General features: G+C 41.4%; 16 protein-coding genes. 9 read left to right on the forward strand and 7 right to left on the reverse strand.

Annotation, left to right across the window (positions count from 1 at the left end; all coding sequences use genetic code 11):
• Positions 1-3: 3 nt before the first annotated feature.
• Positions 4-873, reverse strand: coding sequence for an AraC family transcriptional regulator (locus PHAL_RS0112360; RefSeq protein ID WP_016708727.1), 870 nt, complete (start codon positions 871-873; stop codon positions 4-6).
• Between the two features lie 283 nt (positions 874-1,156).
• On the opposite strand from PHAL_RS0112360, the gene PHAL_RS0112365 reads away from it, so the two are divergent.
• The 4 genes from PHAL_RS0112365 (at position 1,157) to nagP (ending at position 7,351) form a co-directional block, all read left to right on the forward strand.
• Positions 1,157-2,422, forward strand: a complete 1,266-nt coding sequence (locus PHAL_RS0112365) for an MFS transporter (RefSeq protein WP_016708728.1) — start codon at positions 1,157-1,159, stop codon at positions 2,420-2,422.
• Positions 2,423-2,439: 17 nt separating this feature from the next.
• A complete protein-coding gene (locus tag PHAL_RS0112370) occupies positions 2,440-3,318 on the forward strand; it encodes an ROK family protein (protein WP_016708729.1) in 879 nt (292 codons plus the stop codon).
• Positions 3,311-5,848: a family 20 glycosylhydrolase gene (locus tag PHAL_RS0112375; RefSeq protein ID WP_016708730.1), complete on the forward strand. Its 2,538-nt coding sequence runs from the start codon at positions 3,311-3,313 to the stop codon at positions 5,846-5,848. The genes PHAL_RS0112370 and PHAL_RS0112375 overlap by 8 nt, the downstream gene beginning before the upstream one ends.
• Before the next feature lie 201 nt (positions 5,849-6,049).
• Positions 6,050-7,351, forward strand: a complete 1,302-nt coding sequence (gene nagP, locus PHAL_RS0112380) for an N-acetylglucosamine MFS transporter NagP (protein ID WP_016708731.1) — start codon at positions 6,050-6,052, stop codon at positions 7,349-7,351.
• 633 nt (positions 7,352-7,984) lie between these two features.
• Here nagP and PHAL_RS0112395 read toward each other — a convergent pair.
• Positions 7,985-10,135, reverse strand: coding sequence for a TonB-dependent receptor family protein (locus tag PHAL_RS0112395; RefSeq protein ID WP_016708734.1), 2,151 nt, complete (start codon positions 10,133-10,135; stop codon positions 7,985-7,987).
• A 300-nt stretch (positions 10,136-10,435) separates the two neighbouring features.
• Positions 10,436-11,281 (reverse strand): LysR family transcriptional regulator, encoded by an 846-nt coding sequence (locus PHAL_RS0112400; RefSeq protein WP_016708735.1) that lies wholly within the window; start codon positions 11,279-11,281, stop codon positions 10,436-10,438.
• Positions 11,282-11,407: 126 nt separating this feature from the next.
• Here PHAL_RS0112400 and PHAL_RS0112405 point away from each other — a divergent pair, with 126 nt between their 5' ends.
• The 4 genes from PHAL_RS0112405 to gcvP all read left to right on the forward strand — a co-directional run bounded on the left by PHAL_RS0112405 (position 11,408) and on the right by gcvP (position 16,780).
• Positions 11,408-12,007 (forward strand): hypothetical protein, encoded by a 600-nt coding sequence (locus PHAL_RS0112405; RefSeq protein WP_016708736.1) that lies wholly within the window; start codon positions 11,408-11,410, stop codon positions 12,005-12,007.
• Positions 12,008-12,182: 175 nt separating this feature from the next.
• Positions 12,183-13,265, forward strand: a complete 1,083-nt coding sequence (gene gcvT, locus PHAL_RS0112410; RefSeq protein ID WP_016708737.1) for a glycine cleavage system aminomethyltransferase GcvT — start codon at positions 12,183-12,185, stop codon at positions 13,263-13,265.
• A 56-nt stretch (positions 13,266-13,321) separates the two neighbouring features.
• The gene (gene gcvH / locus PHAL_RS0112415; protein ID WP_016708738.1) at positions 13,322-13,711 is read left to right on the forward strand and encodes a glycine cleavage system protein GcvH; all 390 of its coding nucleotides are present in this window, start codon (positions 13,322-13,324) and stop codon (positions 13,709-13,711) included.
• Between the two features lie 177 nt (positions 13,712-13,888).
• Positions 13,889-16,780: an aminomethyl-transferring glycine dehydrogenase gene (gcvP, locus tag PHAL_RS0112420; protein WP_016708739.1), complete on the forward strand. Its 2,892-nt coding sequence runs from the start codon at positions 13,889-13,891 to the stop codon at positions 16,778-16,780.
• 134 nt (positions 16,781-16,914) lie between these two features.
• On the opposite strand, the gene PHAL_RS0112425 is transcribed toward gcvP, so the two are convergent.
• Both PHAL_RS0112425 and PHAL_RS0112430 read right to left on the reverse strand, forming a co-directional pair.
• Complete coding sequence (locus PHAL_RS0112425) at positions 16,915-18,069, reverse strand: KTSC domain-containing protein (RefSeq protein WP_016708740.1); 1,155 nt, start codon at positions 18,067-18,069, stop codon at positions 16,915-16,917.
• Positions 18,066-18,923: a chitodextrinase gene (locus PHAL_RS0112430; protein WP_016708741.1), complete on the reverse strand. Its 858-nt coding sequence runs from the start codon at positions 18,921-18,923 to the stop codon at positions 18,066-18,068. Before PHAL_RS0112430 ends, PHAL_RS0112425 begins: the two co-directional genes overlap by 4 nt.
• Before the next feature lie 189 nt (positions 18,924-19,112).
• Between PHAL_RS0112430 and PHAL_RS24655 the strand changes: the two genes are divergently transcribed.
• The gene (locus PHAL_RS24655) at positions 19,113-19,247 is read left to right on the forward strand and encodes a hypothetical protein (protein WP_016708742.1); all 135 of its coding nucleotides are present in this window, start codon (positions 19,113-19,115) and stop codon (positions 19,245-19,247) included.
• A gap of 266 nt (positions 19,248-19,513) precedes the next feature.
• On the opposite strand, the gene PHAL_RS0112445 is transcribed toward PHAL_RS24655, so the two are convergent.
• Together PHAL_RS0112445 and PHAL_RS0112450 are read right to left on the reverse strand one after the other, a co-directional pair.
• Positions 19,514-20,662, reverse strand: a complete 1,149-nt coding sequence (locus PHAL_RS0112445) for an MFS transporter (protein ID WP_016708744.1) — start codon at positions 20,660-20,662, stop codon at positions 19,514-19,516.
• On the reverse strand, positions 20,662-21,828 hold the full coding sequence (locus PHAL_RS0112450; protein ID WP_232321828.1) for an MFS transporter: 1,167 nt from the start codon (positions 21,826-21,828) through the stop codon (positions 20,662-20,664). Before PHAL_RS0112450 ends, PHAL_RS0112445 begins: the two co-directional genes overlap by 1 nt.
• Between the last annotated feature and the right edge of the window lie 295 nt (positions 21,829-22,123).

The following is a 22,123-nucleotide window of genomic DNA, read 5'->3' on the forward strand; positions in this document are numbered from 1 at the left end:
TGTTTATACAAGAGATTTTTGCCGTAGGCGTTTTCTAAATTGCGAAGGAGTTGAACCTTTTAGAGCGAGAAAGCGCCGATTAAAGTTAGAAATGTTCTTAAATCCACACTGATCACTAATGGCGGTAATAGCGCGATTAGTGTTGATCAATTCTTTACAGGCTTTGCCGATCCTCAACTGATTAATAAATTCAGTTAATGTGCGTTCCATGCGCTTTTTAAAAAAGCGATGAAAATGGTTAGTGCTCATATGTGCCATCGTAGCGAGCTGTTCAGCGCTGAGCGATTCAGTGTAATGCTGGTAAATATATTCAACCACCTTCTCAAATTTATCTCGTGCTGGGTCACTCTTATCTAAATAGTTAAATGTTGAGCTCGATAGTGTGCGTGCTTCACTGTCTTTGCTTAATAAGTACAATAGTTTAAACAACCCCAAATACTGTTCAAGCGGCTCTGCTTGCTCAATCTGCTCAAAAATAGCTTTCGCTTTAACTGCAGTGGATAAGGAAAACTTTAAACCTCTAAATGCGGTAATAAGCATTGGTTCTAAGACTGCAAATTCAGGGTGACTTGCTACTTGTTGTTGGAGCCATTTCTTTGGTATTTGCGCTACATGTACAACTTGAGGGCTGTCATCGTGATTAGCGGATGATTGCCAAGTATGCGGTAAGTCAGGTCCTAAAATTACTAAATCTAATTCTGCATAAGGTGCTATATAGTCACCAATATGACAAACACCGCGGCTGTTAAGTGTTAAGCAAATTTCAAACTCAGGATGGTAATGCCAATTAAATGGAATAAAATCAATTGTATACTTACAATACCGCCATGATGAATTGGTATTAGGAATGACTTTCTCACACATAGCCCGCATTTTTCTCTCCTTATTATTATTATTTTGAAGATAAAAACAGCTTTTAGCAGAGTGGTCAAGCGTTAGGTATCCGCCTTTAGTATTAGCTTGATAATTCATCAACTCCCTAACGATAGTTGAAAAGTATCATAACTTCATAGATAAGTGCCGCATAAAAATTATTCAAGGTGCAGACTAAATACTCCATTTAGAGTGGTGATCACACCCCTTTGAATCATTTTGTTTGTATGCCCACAAACCATTTGAGATCACCACTGTGCTTATAATTTTAGGTAGAACAACAATGAAGCCACATTATTTTATCGTTGCACTGGTACTGTGCACCTTTTTTGTTATTTCGTTTATAACAAACTTATTAGCGCCGATTTTTCCGGCACTTATTGATAGCTATAAAATTGGTTTAACTTTAGCAGGATTATTTCCGTTTGCCTTTTTTATAGCTTATGGCGTGATGTCTATTCCTGCGGGATTATTAGTACAGCGCATAGGCGAGAGAAAAGTCATGTTAATCGCGTTCACAATCGCCTTTATAGGCTGTGTATTGTTTGTGTGGTTACCGGTATTTTTGGTCGCGATGGCGGCACTTTTTTTAATTGGCACTGCAATGGCATTTTTGCAGGTCGCGATTAATCCATTATTGAGAGCGGGTGGCGGATCTAAACATTTTGCGGTATTTTCGGTTGCTGCTCAGTTGATGTTTGGCGCAGCTGCGGCACTTTCACCGTTAGTTTACAGCGCGATAACTCAGTCTAGCTCATCATTTTCCAGCCAATTAATGCACTTAGTGCCAACGAATATGAGTTGGTTGAGTATGTATGTGATTTTTGCCGTGATTTGTCTAATCATGTTAATCACAGTGGCCATTGCACCGATAAAGAGGCTTGAAAATACAGCTATCAACAAGCCGGTCTCTATTAAGCAAAGTATTGCTTTATTAACCGATAGCACAGTACTTAAGTTTTTCTTTGCGATTGTCGCCTATGTTGCACTAGAGCAAGGGGTTGCAAATTCTATATCGGTATTTTTACAACGTTATCATCAAATTGATCCCTCAGTGCAAGGTGCACAGGTGGTTAGCCAGTTTTGGTTAGCACTGACTTTAGGCTGCTTATTAGGCATTGTGTTACTTAAGTTATTCGATGCAAAAACGGTATTGCTGGGCTTTAGCATAGGCGCAGGGTTAAGTTTACTGTGTGGATTATTTGGTAGTACATCAATTGCACTGTTAGCTTTCCCGTGTGTTGGCTTCTTTTTATCAATTATGTGGTCAGTGATTTTTTCATTGGCATTAAACTCAGTGTCGCAAAATCATGGTGCTGTATCAGGCATTTTATGTACAGGTATCGTTGGTGGCGCATTTGCCTCCCCAATTGTTGGCGGGCTTAGTGAACTCAGTGGTAGTTTACAGCTCTCATTACTGATTTTGCTGTTACCCCTTGGCTATATCTTTAGTGTTGGTATTTGGGCTGCACCACTTGTGAAAAATCATACCTTTAAGTTTGCTCGAAAAGTATCAAGCAACAAAAAAATTCAACCACATATACATTAAAATAGACAGGGGCTGTAATGTCACAAACTTTACTCTGTGTCGACTTGGGCGGCACAAAAGCATTGGTAGCAAAAGTCACGGCTGTTGGTGTAATTGAAAAACGTTATTTTGATGTTGATAGTAATGCAAGCAAAGCACAAATGAACGAATTTTTGTGCAAAATTATTGAGCAAGTTATTGATAGTAGTTGTCAGGGCATCGTTATCGGCGTCCCCAGTATGGTATTGATGGAAACTGGGGAGGTGATCGAAACCGTTAATATTCCAGATTGGAAAAACGTGCAACTCAAGCCACTACTTAGTGAGTATTTTAACTTGCCGGTACTGGTTCATAACGACGCCAACTGCTTTGCGATGGGGGAATTCAGCCAAGGGCGCTTTAATGCCGATACAAATTTAATTGGCATTTGTTTGGGCACAGGGTTGGGGGCAGGGGTGGTACTAAACGGTCAACTTTATACAGGGAAGCACTCTGCAGCGGGTGAATTTGGCAGTTTTGCTTATCGAAACGGGATCATTGAAAACTATACCTCTGGGCAGTTTTTTATTGAGCAAGGCACAACGGGAAAGCTGCTTTATGAGCGTGCTCTTGCCAATGATGTAGACGCGCAAGCACAGTTTTCAGAGTTTGGTAAACACTTAGCGCATGCAATAAACCAAGTGATTTTAGCCTTTGATCCAGATGTTATTACCTTAGGGGGCTCTGTTGCAAAAGCGTCAGCTTACTTCTTACCGAGTTTGCGAGGCCAGTTAGCTAAGTTAGTTAACCCAATTATTTTTCACGCTTTAGATATTCGCGTCAGCACACTTGGTGATGATGCACCATTACTAGGCGGTTATGCTTTATTTGTTAATGAAATCAATTATAAACAACAATTAGGAGCTAATTATGCGTAGCTTTTTACTGCTTATTGGTAGCCTTAGCTCTACGACTGCTATGGCTACATCACTGAGCCAAGACACGCTTGATACATTTGCACAGCAGTTATCAGTTCAGTATGAACTGATATCGGCAAAGCCCGAAAAGTGCCCAGAGCCTTATGCTAGCTGTTATTTATCGCGGTTAACCTTTAGTACACCCGTTGAAATTAACAGCAATCAGTGGTCGATTTATTTCAGTCAGTTAATGCCAATTTATCACACTGATTCGAGCCAATTTAGTATTACTCATATCAATGGTGATTTACACCAGCTAAAACCAACCGCTGTATTTTCTGGTTTCACAGCAGATCAACCCATCAGTATTGAGTTTTATACACAAGATTCGCAAATTACTCGTTCTGAATTTATGCCTAATTACTTATTAGCCAGTAAAGGGCTTACGAGTCGTGTGATCAGCAGTACCAAAACCAGTATAGATCCACAAACTCAGTTAGAGTTACAACCTTATTTGGCTGAGTTTTTAACACTCGATCAATTACAGCTCAGTAAAGAGGATGCTACGCCGTGGATGGGCGCAGCGTATTTATACGAAAATGAATCTCGGCCAACATTACCACAGGCGCCGCTTAGTCTGATCCCTAAGCCTATGTCCTTGCAAAAACTCAGTGGTGATGGAGTTAACTTAAGCCAAGGCATTAACGTCATCGGGCTTGATGAGCAGCAACTAAAACTCAGTGCGGCGTTTGGGCGCTTAGCGCAATTGGGAGTAAAGCAAAATGAGTTAGGAATTACGACCTCTATCAGCTTAGGTTTAAGCTCCCCGCACAGTGAAGCCTACGAATTACAGATAAAAGATCAAAAAATTACCATTAAAGCGAATACTGACAGCGGGGCGTTTTACGCATTGCAAAGCCTTGCAGGGCTCATTAGTGTTGATGATCTAACAATTCCTGCGCTAAGCATAACAGATGCACCTCGTTACTCATTTAGAGGCATGCATATTGATGTAGCGCGAAACTTTCGCTCTAAAGCATTTATTTTAAATACCATAGAGCAAATGGCAGCGTATAAACTCAATAAACTACACCTACATTTAGCCGATGACGAAGGTTGGCGATTAGCGATTAATGATTTGCCAGAGCTGACCGATGTAGGGGCTAAGCGTTGTTTAGACTTAACCGAGCAACAATGCTTATTGCCGCAGCTAGGCGCGGGGCTGGATAGTTCCTCGGCGGTAAATGGCTACTATAGCCAAGCTGATTACATTGAAATACTGAAGTATGCACAAGCGCATTTTATTGAAGTGATCCCATCTTTTGATATGCCTGGTCACTCACGAGCAGCGATTGTTGCCATGGAGGCGCGCTTTAATCGTTTGACTGCACTAGGAAAAAACGTAGCAGCGGCCAAGTATAGGCTGAGAGAGCCTGAAGATAAAACACGATATAGTTCAATACAACACTATAACGATAACACCTTGAATGTGTGTTTAGATTCAACGTACCAATTTATTGATAAAGTCCTTAATGAAGTTAACACATTACATATTAAAGCAGGTGTGCCGTTTAAGACTTACCATATTGGCGCAGATGAAACCGCTGGTGCTTGGCTTGATTCGCCCAGCTGTAAAGCATTACAAGCACAACAACCTACCTTGCACTCATTTAATGGTTACTTTATTGAAAAAATAAGCGCTCTGGTTGCTAGTAAAGGTTTAAAAGTAGCTGGCTGGAGTGATGGTATGAGTGATGTGGAACTTGCCAATATGCCTAACAATGTGCAATCAAATGCTTGGGCAACACTTAGTGAAAGTGGCCACGAAGTTGCTCATCGTCATGCTAATCAAGGTTGGGATGTAGTGCTATCAAGCCCGGATGTTACTTACTTTGATTTTCCTTATCAGTCACACCCACAGGAGCCCGGAAATCATTGGGCGAGCCGCGCTATTGATAGTCAAAAAGTGTTCTCATTTATGCCAGACAACTTACCTGCACATGCTGAAATTTGGCGCTCGGTAAGAAATCATCATTACAGTGCTGATGATTGTAAAACGATACGCACAAAGCCTTTTATAGGTTTGCAAGGGCATTTGTGGTCAGAGCTAATTCGCAGTGATCAGCAAGCAGAATATATGCTCTACCCAAGATTATTAGCATTGGCAGAACGTGCTTGGCATAAAGCACCGTGGGAACTCGAATATAATAAACAGGGTACTAAATATGATCAACATAGCGATTATTTTAATGTTGATTTACAGCAACAAAAAGAGGCTGATTGGCAACGTTTTGCTGCACTGGTGGGGTTTAAAGAGTTAGCGAAGTTGGAACACGTTGGCCGTTTTTACCGCCTACCAAGTGTCGCGGCACGAGTTACTAATAATGGTGTAGACGCATTTGTGCCGTATCCAGGGCTTACTATTGAGTATCAAAATAGTGTAGGTAATTGGCTTTTGTATAATGCAGCGAATAAACCTGCCTTGGTGCAACAAGTGCGCGCTATATCAGTTAATGGTTTGCGCAAGGGGCGTGCACTCAAAGTTGATTAATCAATACACTCAATCTATAAAGCCGTGCGAAAGGTAAGCGTACGGCTTTTTCACATTTAAATTTAAATGATAGCGCTGTCATTTTTGTTGGTGTATGATTAATTTTATGTAATAAAAATGGTTTTAGTATTGCTGTACCGTTAAAGAATTTTCGCACAAATACTAAAATAATTAATTAAAATAAACTGTTGAGATAAAATTATGGAAGCAACCGTCGAATGTGAAGCAAATACTAAACATAGTATTTGGCTACCGATGACATTGGCAGGGTCAATGTTTTTTATTTTAGGGTGTATAACTTGGCTAAATGGTGCCATTACGCCATTTTTACAACAAATGCTGGTGTTATCACCACTGCAAGCATCGTTTATTATTTCTTCATTTTACATCGCGGTTACAGTTGCAGGCATTCCTTCAGCGATGTTGATCAAGCGAGTGGGCTATAAAAATGGTATGGCAATTGGTTGTGCTGTGATGGCCGCTTCTGCCTTGATGTATATTCCTGCCGCTAAAATGCAGATGATTGAAATATTTTTATTCGCACAGCTAATGATAGGTGTTGGCCAAACAATCCTGCAAACAGCGGTAAATCCGTATGTAGTTAAAATTGGCCCTGAAAAATCAGCTGCGGTAAGGGTTTGTATTGTAGGTTTATTGAATAAATTTGCTGGGGTTATTGTTCCTGTTATTTTTGCTGCGGTAGTTGTTACTGGCGTGGTTGATGGTAGCGGCCAACTTTCGCAACAGCAAAAAGATATCATGGCAGATAGCTTAGTAATGCCTTATGTGCTGATTGCAGGATTGATTTTCTTATTTGCAGCCTTTGCCAAACTTGTGCCACTGCCAGATTTAGTGTTTGAAGAGTCTGAAGGTAATAGTAAAGGTGAAATAAAAGAAGCATTACAACATCCTCACTTAGTGTTGGGGGTAGTGGCAATTGCGCTATATGTTGCAGTTGAAGTTATTTCAGCAGATACCATTGGCTCTTATGCGCTGCAAATTGGTATTGCTGATTACTCAGTGATGACCTCATATACCATGGCGTGTATGCTGATTGGTTATGCCATCGGTATTGCACTTATTCCTCGTTTTATGTCGCAGCAAAGTGCGCTTACAATGTCAGGCATCGCGGGTATAGTTACGGTGTTTGCAGTGGTTATGGGAAGTAATGATTCGTTTGTTATAGCAAACCTGTTGTTAGTACCATTTGGTGGCCCTGAACTACCAGACCCGCTTTTATGCATCGCAATACTTGGTTTTGCTAATGCTATGATGTGGCCGGCAATTTGGCCCTTAGCCCTAGCTGGCTTAGGTCGCTTAACTGGTACTGCTTCTGGTTTATTAATCATGGGTATTGCAGGTGGTGCGTTAGGCCCATTATTAATTGGCCTAGGTAACGTAGCTGGTTTAGGTGCTCAAGGTGCATATACGGTGATGCTGCCAAGTTATATCTTCATCTTATTTTATGCGCTTAAAGGCCATAAAATGAGAAGTTGGAAGTAGATTAAAGTTGGCTCGTTAAGAAAGTTTGTAAGTGAGCAAAAGCGCGATTTATAACACATCGCGCTTTTTTATGCCTGAAGATCGGGTTTAGCCGAAAAAAGCACTGAAATTTGAGGTTACTAATCTGTTTTATTTAAGCGCTATTTTCGTGATAAATCACGACCTACAATTAGCTCGGTGTTTACCTGTAGGTTCGGCTTTAGCCGAAAAAGCACTGAAGTTTGAGGTTACTGATCTGTTTTATTTAAGCCCCATTTTCGTGATAAATCACGACCTACAATTAGCTTGGTGTTTACCTGTAGGTTCGGCTTTAGCCGAAAAAAGCAATGAGGTTTGAGGTTACTAATCTGTTTTATTTAAGCGCTATTTTCGTGATAAATCACGACCTACAATTACCTTGGTGTTTACCTGTAGGTTCGGCTTTAGCCGAAAAAGCACTGAGGTTTGGGTTACCAGTAGCTTTAATTAAAGTGCTGAAGTGTTTATTAATCAGCTCCAACAAAAAAGCCGTGCTTGATTTAACAAACACGGCTTTTATAATTTTTAGCCTTTAGCCTTTAGCCTTTAGCCTTTAGCCTTTAGCCTTTAGCCTTTAGCCTTTAGCCTTTAGCCTTTAGCCTTTTTAGCCTTTAGTTAGAAAGCGTAGCTGTAACCTAGTTGTAGAGTGCGAGGTTTACCAGGTTGAATACCACCGTTTGCGCGGTTAGCAATGTAGGTTTTATCAAATAGGTTATCAACGGTTAGGTATACTTTTTGATTGTCATCAATTAAGTATTTAGCAGCTAAGTCCCACACTACGCGGCTGTCGATTGCATTTAACCCTGTAGGGCTTAAATCTGCATGTGAGTCAGATACATAGCGCATTTGCGTATCAAATACGAAACTTGAAAGCTCAGCGCCAAATGATAAGGCAACTTGGTTTTCTGGTACGTAAGGCATTGCATCACCTTTATTTACTTGACCCCAAAGGCCTGATTCAAAGTCGTTTTCAAATGTTGAATCAGTATAGGTGTATGTCAAGCGAACAGGGAATGAAGCGCTCTGTGTTGCGAATACGCGACCTGCACTAAATTCAAAACCTTCAACAGATACTTCGCCGTAGTTGTACTGATCGCCAATGTTGTCGTCGTTACAGCCGATCGCTGCAGTACAGTTACCGTGCATGTTGTCGTAATCAGAGTTAAAGTAAATAACTTCACCGCTGAAGCCTGCGTAATCGTAACGGCCGCCTAACTCAATGTTTAAGCTTTCTTCTTCTTGTTGATCTGCATTACCAGGGGCTGCTGGCGCATAACCTTGCTGAATACCGGCAAGTAGTGTCAAGTTGTCGTTAACTGTGTAAGTTGCACCCAGTGATGGCACTAAAATTTCGGTGTCATTGCTAATGTCTTTTGTTAAGCCATTTTCACGTTTAGGATCAGACTTTGACCATTCTTCGCGAGAGATAGTGATGTCTTCGTAACGAAGGCCTGCACTAATTACTAGCGCATCTACAGTCCATTGATCCTGAATAAACAAGGTCGTTGCTTTTGCGCTATCAAAACGGTTGCTATCAGAGCCAGGTACACCTTGGCTGGTTAGTGTCATTGATAAGTCTTGGTTTAGCGTGTACTCGTCTTGCCACTGAAAGCGGTCCATTTCATCTTCGTGGTAACGCATACCAACAGTAATGTAGTGGTTACCTGCAGGAATATGTAACTCTGACTGAATCCCTTTAGCTTGATAATTGCGATTGTTAGCTTTAACGCCGATGCCTTCGATACCTTCGCTCGTTGGGTTTGCTTCAAAGTCACTGTACTGCTCTAAGTAACTTTCACTGACTTTGCTGGCTTTATACCAGTTACGATGAAAGTCATTTAAATAAGCGGTTGCTAAAAACTCATAACCATCACCAAAGCGATAGGCGTAGTTAAGTTGATAGGCATTGTGCTGAGTGTTCATTTCATCTTCTTGAGACGCAGCATAACGGCGATACGGTGATTCTTTATAATCCGCATCAGTCAGGCCCATATAGGTTTCATCAGAGCGCTCATCAGAGTACTTAACTTTCATTTCAAGGTTATGCGCTTCATTTTCGCCAAAATCAAAACCAAATTTTAGCAATAAATCATTTTTTTCAAAGCCAGTGTTGTCGCTGCCTACCGGTAGTTCTTTAAAGCCATCTGCGCCGTAACTAAATACTTCAATTAAGCCAGCTGCATTGTTTTTCTTTTTGCCAAAGTAAGCATGGCCTTTGTAAAAGCCATCACTGCCAAGCTCTGCATTAACTAAGCCTGTTGAGCCTTCTGTTGGTAGGCTACGTGATACTAAATTTAATACGCCACCTGTGGTACGTGGGCCGTATTTTACAGATGCCGCACCTTTTAACACTTCGATTGACTGCATACGGCCAGTAGTTGGAAAGTAGTAAGCAGCAGGGGCTGAATATGGCGCAGGTGCAACCAGCACACCGTCTTCCATTACCGCAATTTTATCGTTACGACCAGTACCTGTACCACGCATACCAATGTTTGGGCGTAGGCCATAACCGTCTTCTTCTTGAACATATACACCAGGAACGGTGCTTAATACGCGCGAGATATCGGTGTATTCAAATTTTTGTAACTCTTCGTCACTAATAAAAGTAGCTGAACCTGGAATATCATTAATAGCAGCATGTGAGCCAATCACGGTGATTTGCTCAAATGCGTGTTCTGTGTCGGTTGCATCTTTAGCAATAGCGCCCGTGCTAAGCGATAAAGTAACCGCAGCAGCAAGTGAAGAAACAATAAACTGAGATTTCATTGAAAGTCCTGTGTTTTTAATGGAAACAAAATAAATTACCCAATTTAAACACGGTGAAAAATACGAATCAATGTCATTTACTATTTTAAACACTTATTTTATTGAAAATAAGTGTTTAGTATTGCGTTTCTTTTTTAGGTTTGTGTAATTCTGGTACTAAAGTTATTAATGCAGCAGACCTCTATTTAAAGGCGGTTGTAAAGAACGAAATTCACTTGTAATGAGGGCACAAATTAGCTGTACTTGTTAATTTGTTGCAATAAATGCACTTATTCGATAAGTGCACAGCTCAGATCAACATTAACTCAAACGTAGGCTGATAAACTCGGCAAGTTTAGCTACGGCATGTTCAGGTCGCTCCACACGATTTATTAAGCTAATACCAATACGGCCAAGTTCGGGTAAATGTTTAGTGTGTAACTGGTAGTTTAGTTCATGCGGCACGGTACTTTTGGCGAGTACCGTAATCCCCAAACCTTCTTTTAAAGCAGCGGTAAGGCCGGTTAAATCAGCGTTACTATAACTTATGCGGTATTTTATCCCCGCTAGTTGCAGAGCCTCGATAGCACGACGACGGTATATGCAGCCCTCTGGCGCAGTAACTAAGGTGACCACTTCATTCTGTGCTAACGATAAATCGCCCACCCATACCAGTTGGTCTTGCATAAACACGGGGAATTTTTCAGAGTTTAAGTCTTCATTGAGTGCCAATACTAAATCAAATTGATCTTCCCTTGATACAGATAACAGATGTTTACTTAAACGTGATTTAACCTCTAATGACACATCAGGGTATAGCGCAATAAAGTCGCCAATAATTGAAGGTAAGATGCGCGCAGCAAATTCACTGGGAATACCAAGGCGCACTTTGCCAGTAACGTTCTCTTTGGTAAATAACTGCAAGATACTGTCGTTTTGCAATAGCATTTGCTTTGCCATTGGCAATAAGAGTTCACCATATTGGTTAAGCACTTGGCGCTGACCTTGCTTTTTAAAGAGCTTATGGCCGAGCATGTCTTCAAGGCGTTTTATTTGTAAGCTTACCGCTGGTTGAGAAAGGCCTAATAATTCGCCTGCTTTGGCAAAGCCGCCTACCTCGACCACCGTGATTAAGGTGCGTAATCCATCTGTTGAAATATTCTTCATATAAAAAAATTCAATTTATAAGGTTAAATACATAATTATTATTTATCAATTGATAAGAAATTACAATTTGTTGTTGCACCTCACCCGCAATATACTTTTGTGACTATAGATTGATAGGTGTCAATAATGACTTTTACTCCGATAATGTTTGCTCGTCACAGCCAACTAGATGCGCCGCAAAGCAATATGTTGCAGGCCGAAAATAACAGTGTGGTGATCGATTTTAGCGGTACTGAAGCAATCCCATTTTTGACCACGATTTTAGGGTTGGATTTAAATAAATTAACCGCCAGTGGTTTAGGGATTAAAGGCACTTTGGATGATGACTTAAACAGCACCTATAGTTTTGCCTTGTATTACTTTAGTGAAACAGCGTTTAGATTTGTGCTGCATAGCGATGGCGCAGCACAATTACAAGCTTTGATCAGTGAGCAACAGCTACGTTATGACGTTGAATTTGTAATACGCACAGACTTAGCTACGCTAACTTTATCCGGTGAGCAGGCCTTTGATGCCTTAGTTAATGCATTTAAATTAACCCCTGGGTTGCGCTTATCAGACGCAAACAGTTGTTATGGTGCACAAAGTGGTGAAGTATTTATTACTGCCATCGAGAAACAGTCTCAACAGTATTTTCAATTGCTTGCCAAGGCGCCAGAGCTAACAAAATGGCAAGTTTATTTACAGCAACATGGCTTTGATCTGTCACTGTCAGACGTTGCTTAGTAGATTTTATAAACTGGTTGGTGTAATGAACACTTGCCAGTGTTTTTGTAAGAACAAATCGCAATTTGGGTGTTAGTGCAGTACAACTTATGTATAATCGCCGCCCATGTTATTCCCCCTCATTAAATTGAGGCCACGCCCAAAAATTGGGTTAATTATAAAGTGAAGGAATATTATGACTTCTAAAACAGTTTTACATGCAAAGCACCTTGAAGCCAACGCTAAAATGGTTGATTTTCACGGCTGGGAAATGCCAATCAACTATGGCTCGCAAATCGAAGAGCACAACGCGGTGCGTACTGATGCTGGTATGTTTGACGTTTCACACATGACCATTGTGGATGTTAAAGGCGAGCAAGCGCAAGCGTTCCTTCGTAAACTGGTTGCTAACGACGTGGCTAAATTAACTGTTCCTGGCAAAGCGCTTTACACCGGTATGCTTAACGAGCAAGGCGGCGTAATCGATGACCTTATCATCTACTTCTTCTCTGAAACAGATTACCGTTTAGTGGTTAACTCAGCCACGCGCGAGAAAGATTTAGCGCACATGGCTAAAGTTTCAGCTGATTTTGCCGTTGAAGTGACTGAGCGCCCAGAGTTTGCCATGATTGCAGTACAAGGCCCTAATGCAAAAGCAAAAACAGCGACTATCTTAACGGCTGACCAACAAGCAGCTGTTGAAGGTATGAAGCCATTTTTTGGTGTTCAAGCGGGTGATTTATTTATTGCAACAACAGGCTATACTGGCGAAGACGGTTACGAAATTGTAGTACCGAACGAGCAAGCAGCTGATCTTTGGCAGCAACTGTTAGATGCAGGTGTTAAGCCAGCGGGCCTTGGCGCACGTGACACACTACGTTTAGAAGCCGGTATGAACCTTTACGGCCTAGATATGGACGAAAGCGTTTCACCACTTGCTGCTAACATGGCGTGGACTATTGCCTGGGAGCCTGAAGATCGTGACTTTATTGGTCGTGATGTATTAGTTAAGCAACGCGCTGAGCAAAGCACTGACAAACTTGTTGGTCTAGTGCTTGAAGAAAAAGGCGTATTGCGTAGCGGTTCAAAAGTAATCGTTGATGGTGGCGAAGGGGTTATTACCTCAGGTACTTTCTCACCTACGCTTGGTTTTAGTGTTGCCCTTGCACGTGTACCACGTTCAACTGGCGAGACAGCCCAAGTAGAAATGCGTAAAAAATTAGTTAACGTAAAAGTAGTTAAACCAAGCTTTGTACGTAACGGTAAGTCAGTACTTTAAAGTATTAATTAAAAGATTTGGTGTTATCACCCAATATAAACCAAAGGAACATAAAAATGAGCAATATCCCTAGTGAGTTAAAGTATGCCTCTTCACACGAGTGGGTTCGCGACGAAGGTGACGGTACTTTCACTGTAGGTATTTCTGAGCACGCGCAAGAGCTGCTTGGCGATATGGTATTTGTTGAATTACCAGAAGTTGGTGACGAAGTAGATGCTGGCGAAGACTGTGCAGTAGCAGAGTCTGTTAAAGCAGCATCAGATATCTACGCACCAATCAGCGGTGAAATCGTAGCAATCAACGAAGATCTTGAAGATGCACCAGAAACGGTAAATAACGACGCTTACGGCGACGGTTGGTTATTCCGCATTAAAGCATCTGACGAGTCTGAGCTTGAAAACCTGCTTGACGCTGAAGGCTATGCACATACGATCGACGAAGACTAATTATTAGTTTTATTCGATATTAAAAGCCCCGTTATACCAAATGCTAGCGGGGCTTTTATGATTTTATCGCTTACCTTCCCATACGTTGTAAGTCATTAAATCAAAAAGCTTTTAAGTTATTGCTAGTTACCCATTAGTGATAACCATTTATTTTTTGGATCATAGGAATCTGGACAAATGTCAAACGCCAAATCTCTTGAACAATTAGAGCAAACGCAAGATTTTATTCGCCGTCATATTGGGCCAAGCCCAGCACAAGTAAGCGATATGCTAAGTGCTCTTGGAGTATCGAGTGTTGAAGAGCTGATCGGTCAAACTGTACCTGCAAGCATCCGCTTAGAGCAAGGCCTAACTGTGGGCGAGAGCCGTACTGAAGTTGAAACACTAAGCTACTTAAAATCAGTAGCCAGCAAAAATAAAGTGTTCAAATCATATATTGGTCAAGGCTACCACCCAACTCACGTACCACACGTAATTTTACGTAACGTACTTGAGAACCCAGGCTGGTACACAGCGTACACTCCATACCAACCAGAGATTGCTCAAGGGCGTTTAGAGTCATTATTAAATTTCCAAACTATGACCCTAGACCTGACAGGTCTTGATTTAGCAAGTGCATCATTACTTGACGAATCAACCGCGGCTGCTGAGGCGATGGGCCTTGCAAAGCGTGTATCTAAAGCTAAAAAAGCGAACATCTTCTTTATTGCAGATGACGTACACACACAAACAATCGACGTTGTAGCAACCCGCGCAGAGCAATTTGGTTTTGACGTTGTGGTAGGTCCTGCCGCAGATGCAGTTAATCACGAGATTTTTGGCGCGTTATTCCAATACCCGTCAACATCAGGTGAAGTGGTAGATATCACTGATTTAATCGCTGGCGTACAAAGCAAAAAAGCGATTGCCTGTGTTGCAGCCGACATCATGAGCTTATTACTACTAAAAGCACCGGGTAAACTAGGCGCAGACGTCGTACTTGGTTCTGCACAGCGTTTTGGTGTACCTATGGGTTACGGCGGTCCTCACGCGGCATTTTTTGCAACGCGTGACGCTTATAAACGTTCACTTCCAGGTCGTATCATTGGTGTATCTAAAGACCGTTTAGGTAACGACGCATTACGTATGGCAATGCAAACGCGCGAGCAACACATTCGCCGCGACAAAGCCAACTCAAACATTTGTACAGCGCAAGTATTACTTGCCAATATGGCAGCGTTTTACGCGGTGTACCACGGCCCACAAGGCTTAAAAACTATCGCCCAGCGTATTCATCGTTTTGCTGATATTTTAGCAGCTGGCCTACAAGCTAAAGGCGTAGCACTTAAGCACAGTACTTGGTTTGATACCCTAACGGTTGTTAGCGACAACAAAGATGACGTAGTAGCACGTGCAGTTGCAAACGGCGTTAACTTTGCAACTAACCACGATGGCGAATACTCAATCTCAGTATCAGAGACCACAACACGCGCAGACGTGGCAGAGTTATTCGACATCATCCTTGGTGAAGGCCATGGTTTAAGTGTTGATGCAATTGCTGCTGACATTGAAGCGAACGGCAGCGAGTCTATTCCAGCAAGCCTAGTACGTGATGACGAAGTGCTAACGCACCCGAACTTCAACTCGTACCACAGCGAAACTGAGATGCTGCGTTATATCAAGCGCCTTGAAAACAAAGATTTAGCGCTTAACCATTCAATGATCTCGTTAGGTTCATGTACTATGAAGCTAAACGCGACCGCTGAGATGATCCCAATCACATGGCCTGAGTTTGCTAACCTTCACCCATTCTGCCCGCTAGACCAAGCAGAAGGTTACCAAATCATGATCAATGAACTACATGATTGGTTAGTTAACATCACCGGTTACGATGCCGTATCACTGCAACCAAACTCGGGTGCACAAGGTGAATACGCAGGCTTAATCGCCATTCGTAAATACCATGAGTCACGTGGCGACGCACACCGTAACGTATGTTTGATCCCAAGTTCAGCGCACGGTACTAACCCTGCATCTGCACAAATGGCGAGCATGAAAATCGTGGTTGTTGATTGCGACAAAAACGGTAACGTTGATATGGCTGATCTTAAAGCGAAAGCTGAAGAAGTATCAGAAAACCTATCATGTATCATGATCACATACCCGTCTACGCACGGTGTATACGAAGAAACAATCCGTGAAATTTGCGACATCGTGCACCAGCACGGCGGCCAAGTTTACATGGATGGCGCAAACATGAACGCCCAAGTAGGTGTTACTAGCCCAGGTTCTATCGGCTCAGACGTATCGCACTTAAACCTGCACAAAACGTTCTGTATCCCGCACGGTGGCGGTGGCCCAGGTGTTGGCCCAATCGGAGTTAAATCACACCTAGCGCCATTTATGCCTAACCACAGCGTAATTAACGTACCTGGCACTAATGTAGGCAACGGCGCGGTATCAGCAGCACCATACGGCTCAGCAGCTATTTTACCTATCTCATGGGCTTATATCACCATGATGGGCAGCGAAGGCCTTAAACAAGCCACCGAAATGGCGATTGTGAATGCTAACTACTTAACTCATGAGTTAAGCCAGCACTTCCCAATTTTATACCGTGGCCGCAACAACCGTGTTGCTCACGAATGTATTGTTGACTTACGCCCACTTAAAGAGCTTTCAGGCATCACTGAAATGGACGTAGCTAAGCGCCTACAAGATTACGGCTTCCATTCACCAACGATGTCGTTCCCAGTTGCGGGCACGTTAATGATTGAGCCGACTGAGTCTGAGTCTAAAGTTGAGATTGACCGTTTCATTGAAGCGATGGTATCAATCAAAGGCGAAATCGACAAAGTGATCTCTGGCGAATGGTCTATCGAAAACAACCCGCTAGTGTTTGCACCGCATACACAAGGCGACGTACTTGGTAACGAGTGGGATCGTGCATACGACCGCTTCTACGCTGCGTTCCCAGTACCAGCCGTGGCTAAAAACAAATTCTGGCCTACAGTAACGCGTATCGATGACGTATACGGCGACCGTAACCTAGTGTGTTCATGCCCAGCGGTAGAGACATACAGAGATTAATTTTTAGATGATCAGAGTTATTATAGTTTGGGAATGAAATTATAGATTGGGAATCCAATCACTATTCCTAAACTATAATTCTTGAATGGGTGAGCTGAAGTGCTCACTCTTTTTATTTCTAGTTCAAAGTTTAGTTATTTTTCAACTTTTGCGACTGGTTCAAATGATGTCATTTTTAGGTAAGTCATACTATCAATATCTAACTTCTCAAAAGGGTATTGACCTCGAATATTATTATTAAAAAACTTCCCCATTGATGTTGAGTAATACAGCTCATCCCATACTAAGATTGGGATATTGTAATAACGATAAACGCTTCCTGATTCAAATTTCAGATCAAGAACTTTATTGATCGTTGAATAGCCTACGTGTGAAAAAGCATCTGAATTTACAGGGTGTTGTTCAAACAAGGGGAAAGGGGTTTGGTTTAAAATAGAAGCCTCAATCCCTTCGCCGATCTTTGTTGCCACATTATCATTGCGTATATAAGAATCGATCAAACCATGTCCTGTATTATCAAATAAAGAAGACATTGAAAAGTTTGATGGTAAGCTCCCGAATAAAACTCTTACAGCTCGCATTATTTCATCTTGATCTAATGTGAGGTGTGAAATCAGGTGTGCGTACTCTTCCCCTAAATTACCGCCTAGAGAGCTGGTTGGCGTTGCAATAGAAGCTAAACCAACTAAGGAGTAATCTGACGCGTAATAGCCATCAGTGTATTGATAATTCGAAATAATGTCTTCAAAAAGTGCATTGGTATAGAAGTTACCTTGTGAGTGGCCAATAAGAATAATACGGTTGCAAGAATGCATTTGAAACAGCAGCTTTTGATAGGCATTCCTATAATCAGTATCATTTAACTTTGAATAAGTTACATCTGAAAATACCTCTTCAATTACAGATTCAACATGGGCTATATTTTCCTGAGAAAGAGAGCCGACGGTACCACCGACTATTGCAGTAATGAGGTGGTACTTGTTTGAAAAAGGGGATAAATCGCCATATTTTTGTTTTGCCACTTCATATATTTGCATATGAAGGTCTTCATCTTTGTTATAGCTGCCCGTTGGCTTTCTACCTTTAAGGTAGTTACCTAACTTAGTATCTTGAAAATTATCTAACCAAAACAAATTTTCACGAAAATCATCTTCTGTTGTAAACATACCATTTATATAAAATAATCTTAGTTGATCAATTTGTTTGGTACAGTACCTATCTAGAGGTTGATAACTTGCAGAAGCATAATTAGTGAGAATTAAAGCAAATACTATTAGATATTTAATCATTTGATTGCTCCTTCTAAGGGGTTACAGTTTTTATCTGCTGCATAATGAAAATCGTCATCCCAAGCAATATAGTCACTAATTTTATTTTGGCTTTTACGGTTTGCGTAGGCTCTGTCTATTGTATTGAAGTACATAAGTTTTGGGTTTCTAAAATGTGGGTGCTTAGTTTGAAGTTGTCTTGTACACATACTAATATTTATAAAATCCAAAATAATCTGCTTACTGATCTCAGCATCTAAGTTTGGTATGCGCCCTTGCTCAATATCAATAACCAGTTGTAATGTTGAAGCAGCACCTAAACTGAAGGTGATAAGCTGTGGGGAATCAAATTTTTCATACACATAGCGCTCATAATCATCGCGGATACCGTTGTCATTTTGATCAACCCCGTCCAACGTTTTATAGTCGTCAGGGTGTTCAGGTGGTAGCTCTGGGGTAAGGTAAAATAAATCTTTAATTTTTTGCCAACTACTGTGGGGTTTAGGTTCGTTATTCTCATTCCAATAGCGGGCAAGGTAGTAGTCAGTACCGTGTTTTACAAGGTTACCGGCTTGATACACTTTATTTGCTTGCCACTTTTCTATCACGGTGTTTTGCAGCCAAATCCAACCATCCCAATGGGGTTGGTTTTCTATTGGTTCAATGCCTTTTACCCAAAAGGCAGCAATAAATAGGCTGTTGTTGTGAGTCACAACATCACCGGCTACATAAATTGAGCTGGCACTCCACTGTGGGTGGTTTGGTTGAATATCGGTTAAATTTATATTGTACGCTTTAGAGTTCAGCTGAAAAATATTTATCGCGTAAGCGTGCGAACAAAAAAGTAACCAAGCAATAATGATGAGTTTAGTCATTTCAAAATCCTTTTAATTGAAGTTCCATTACCTTTTAAATTAAGTCCACTTTTTAGGTAAATGCAAGGTGGGAGGATTAAATATTCCAAAATCATTGATGAGTTTAAAAAGTAACAACACTTGGTTTTGCATACAAAGATCAAGAAAACTGGTGTGGTTTAAATTGTATGTCGCCCTTTAGGGCGATAAGTGAATTTCACCACCGAGATGTCAGAGGCGCTTCGCGCTGCACAGAGGTTCAATATTGTTGTAGGAGTTGGCTTCAGCCACGAGTTGCTTAACGCCACCGTAGGCGCTGAGCTTGCTGGCGTGCGTGGTATGTAGGTTGGGCTTTAGCCCAAAAAGTTGTATCACCTTGGCTGATGGTTCTGACTGCTAACCTTTGTCGGGATAAATCCGCGACCTACATTAAAAAACTTATTCAAGGCTTTGTCGCGCTGGCGACCGCAGGCAAAGAGGGGCTGCCGCTGACCCCTCTCTGGACTCTCTGTAGGAGCTGGCTTTAGCCGCGAATGTTTCCACCCGAGCATCACGCTATTTCCTTAAAAGCACAATTGATGTGAACGTAAACGCCATGAAAGTGTTTAATTTTAAGTTGTGCGTTGTAGTCGTTTTTCACTTATGAATAAAGCGGCTGCAATTGTACTGGCTGTTAATAAGCAAAAAATAAAAATAGTTGTTATCCCACTGCTTAAAAATTCCATAAACGAGGTTAAAAACTGCCCTGAAAAAACCGCCATAGTAAAATAAGAAAGATTTCGTCCCCTAACAGAAGCAGGGCTTTTTTGTACGGTTAAATGATTTAATAGAGGTATGCTAAAGCCAAAGCCAATACCACTAAAAATAGCACCCAAGACTAAAACCATTAACTCATGAGAATAACTGAAACATAAATAGGCGAGGGCATAAGCTACAAAAGCAATGGCCAGTAGTTTAACCTCACCAATCCGTGGTACAACTTTAGGTATAAAGTGCGCGGTAACAACTGCAATTAAAGATATAAATGCTAAAAGGTATCCGATCACTTGTTCAGTAAAGCCATGAGCGGTCATACTTTTTGGTAGTAAAATAAAGGCTGAGAAAAAAGTCGCCATGGCCAATAAAGTAACGATATAAACGCCTTTTAGCGGTAAACCATTACGTGAATGTGGGGCTGTTGTACTTGAGTCAGTCGGCTCTATGAGTGTAGGGGCGTGTTTTGGTACCCACATTAATAACATAGCTAAGAACAGCCATGCAATTAAATAAAGACTCAGAGGCAGAGCCCAATGAATTGCTGCAAATTGGCCGCCAAGAAACAAAAAGATTACGCCACCAAGCTCTATCGCCATACCTTGTTTAGCAATCATTGCTAGCCTTGCACTGGCAACGTACCACTGTGAAATAAGCACCGTGCCGCTAGCCATTACAAGTGCGGTGACAGCACCAAGCAATATACGGTTTAAAAACACTAACGCGGAGCCATGTAGCCAAAAGACGGCTGCACCAACAGCACCATATAAAATTAGGCCAGCCACTAAGCTCGGGTAAGCGCCATATTTATCTATCAATTTGCCAGCCAGTGGCGCGAATAAAATAGCCCCAAGTGCTGGCAAAGTAATTAACCATGAGGCATGGTCAGCGACACCGAGTGCGCTGGAAATGCTTAATAGTCCAGGCGCGACTAGTGAGCCCACCATAATTGTTAGGCTAGCAATACACAGTAGAGTATAACTGCCAAGTTGAGAGAGATTATTCATTATAAAACCTGCTTTTTAGGCGCGAGTTTATTAAAGGCGAAAGCAATCAATATGAATGTAATACTTGCCGCGGCAACACCCGGCCAAGCAAAATATTGATAGGCTTTTACACCCACAATTGAGCCCAGCGCACCTCCTAAGTAATAACCCAACATATACACACCGTTTATACGGCTTTGTGCTTGAGAGTCTACTGAAAATACCCTGACTTGATTAGCAACTTGTGCACTAAATACTCCAAAGTCGATTAAAATAATCCCTATGATAAGTGCGATTAAACTGCTCACGTACAGCCCTGTAATAACAAAACCAATAGCAATTAGCGCTAAAGCTATTTTTATTAATGTTTTAGAACCTATTTTGTTAACCCATTTACCTGATGACTTTGCGCCAATTACACCGGCGAGTGCGATAACACCAAATAAACCTGCTTGTTGGGCATTATAATTAAATGGTGCATGACTAACGTGAATAGCAAGGGTGGCCCAAAGTGCATTAAACGCCGCAAACCAGCTTGCTCCAGCAAAAGTAAAAATTTGCAGCGGTTTGTGTTTTTTAAATAGTACGAACGTACTTTTAAGAAGTTGCGTATATTTTAAATCAGTATGCGCGGTGTTATGAGGGAGTGACTTGTATAATAGCAAGCCAAATACAGCCGCCAAGATAGCTGACATTGCAAATACCGCACGCCAACCTAGATACTCAGCCACTGAACCACTGAGTGTTCTCGATAATAAAATGCCAATGGTTAACCCCATCATTAGCGTGCCTAATGTTGCGCCTTTCTCTTGTGGCTTAACCATTGAGGCTGCAAATGGGATCAGCTGTTGCGTAATATTAGCGCTTAATCCAATTAGGAATACAGCAACTAATAAAACAATTAGATTGGGTGCAGCGAAGGCAATAAGCGACGATAAAACAAGTAAAACGGATAGCAATCCGATAACGCGCTTTCTTGGCACTGAGTCCCCAAGAGGTGATATAAATAACAGTGCAGCGGCATAACCAAATTGAGTTAACGCAACTACACTGCCCGTTTTTGCATCGGTTAAATTAAATTCTTGGGCTATTAAGGGCAATATTGGCTGGCTGTAATATAGATTTGCAGCGGTTGCAGCAATGGCTGCAGTCATTAAAAATAGTAGCATTTTACTTATAGAGGGCATAGGTCTTATTTTTCTCATCACTAATAAAGGCAGTGAGTAGGATAAAACGCATCAGACTATAATAAAAATAATGTTATTTTATAGAATCAATACCAAATTTGAATGAATGATGGACTTAAAATATTTGACGGTGTAGTAGCATATGACAAACTAAAGATAATTCCGTGTGGTCAAAGGAGTCATTTTTAAACGCGATTTAAATATGACTATGCACCCAGTAATGATGTTGATTGTTGTGAAGATGCCCACAGGCTTGGACAAGAAATGCTTGATGAATTTGGGTGATTAAAAAGTA

Source organism: Pseudoalteromonas haloplanktis ATCC 14393 (assembly GCF_000238355.1).
GTDB classification, from domain to species: Bacteria; Pseudomonadota; Gammaproteobacteria; order Enterobacterales; family Alteromonadaceae; genus Pseudoalteromonas; species Pseudoalteromonas haloplanktis.

What these genes read in the sequence shown, in the direction of transcription:
- PHAL_RS0112360 (WP_016708727.1), bottom strand. Translation starts at nt 873, where the DNA reads ATGCGGGCTATGTGTGAGAAAGTCATTCCTAATACCAATTCATCATGG.
- PHAL_RS0112365 (WP_016708728.1), top strand. Translation starts at nt 1,157, where the DNA reads ATGAAGCCACATTATTTTATCGTTGCACTGGTACTGTGCACCTTTTTT.
- PHAL_RS0112370 (WP_016708729.1), top strand. Translation starts at nt 2,440, where the DNA reads ATGTCACAAACTTTACTCTGTGTCGACTTGGGCGGCACAAAAGCATTG.
- PHAL_RS0112375 (WP_016708730.1), top strand. Translation starts at nt 3,311, where the DNA reads ATGCGTAGCTTTTTACTGCTTATTGGTAGCCTTAGCTCTACGACTGCT.
- nagP (WP_016708731.1), top strand. Translation starts at nt 6,050, where the DNA reads ATGGAAGCAACCGTCGAATGTGAAGCAAATACTAAACATAGTATTTGG.
- PHAL_RS0112395 (WP_016708734.1), bottom strand. Translation starts at nt 10,135, where the DNA reads ATGAAATCTCAGTTTATTGTTTCTTCACTTGCTGCTGCGGTTACTTTA.
- PHAL_RS0112400 (WP_016708735.1), bottom strand. Translation starts at nt 11,281, where the DNA reads ATGAAGAATATTTCAACAGATGGATTACGCACCTTAATCACGGTGGTC.
- PHAL_RS0112405 (WP_016708736.1), top strand. Translation starts at nt 11,408, where the DNA reads ATGACTTTTACTCCGATAATGTTTGCTCGTCACAGCCAACTAGATGCG.
- gcvT (WP_016708737.1), top strand. Translation starts at nt 12,183, where the DNA reads ATGACTTCTAAAACAGTTTTACATGCAAAGCACCTTGAAGCCAACGCT.
- gcvH (WP_016708738.1), top strand. Translation starts at nt 13,322, where the DNA reads ATGAGCAATATCCCTAGTGAGTTAAAGTATGCCTCTTCACACGAGTGG.
- gcvP (WP_016708739.1), top strand. Translation starts at nt 13,889, where the DNA reads ATGTCAAACGCCAAATCTCTTGAACAATTAGAGCAAACGCAAGATTTT.
- PHAL_RS0112425 (WP_016708740.1), bottom strand. Translation starts at nt 18,069, where the DNA reads ATGATTAAATATCTAATAGTATTTGCTTTAATTCTCACTAATTATGCT.
- PHAL_RS0112430 (WP_016708741.1), bottom strand. Translation starts at nt 18,923, where the DNA reads ATGACTAAACTCATCATTATTGCTTGGTTACTTTTTTGTTCGCACGCT.
- PHAL_RS0112445 (WP_016708744.1), bottom strand. Translation starts at nt 20,662, where the DNA reads ATGAATAATCTCTCTCAACTTGGCAGTTATACTCTACTGTGTATTGCT.
- PHAL_RS0112450 (WP_232321828.1), bottom strand. Translation starts at nt 21,828, where the DNA reads ATGCCCTCTATAAGTAAAATGCTACTATTTTTAATGACTGCAGCCATT.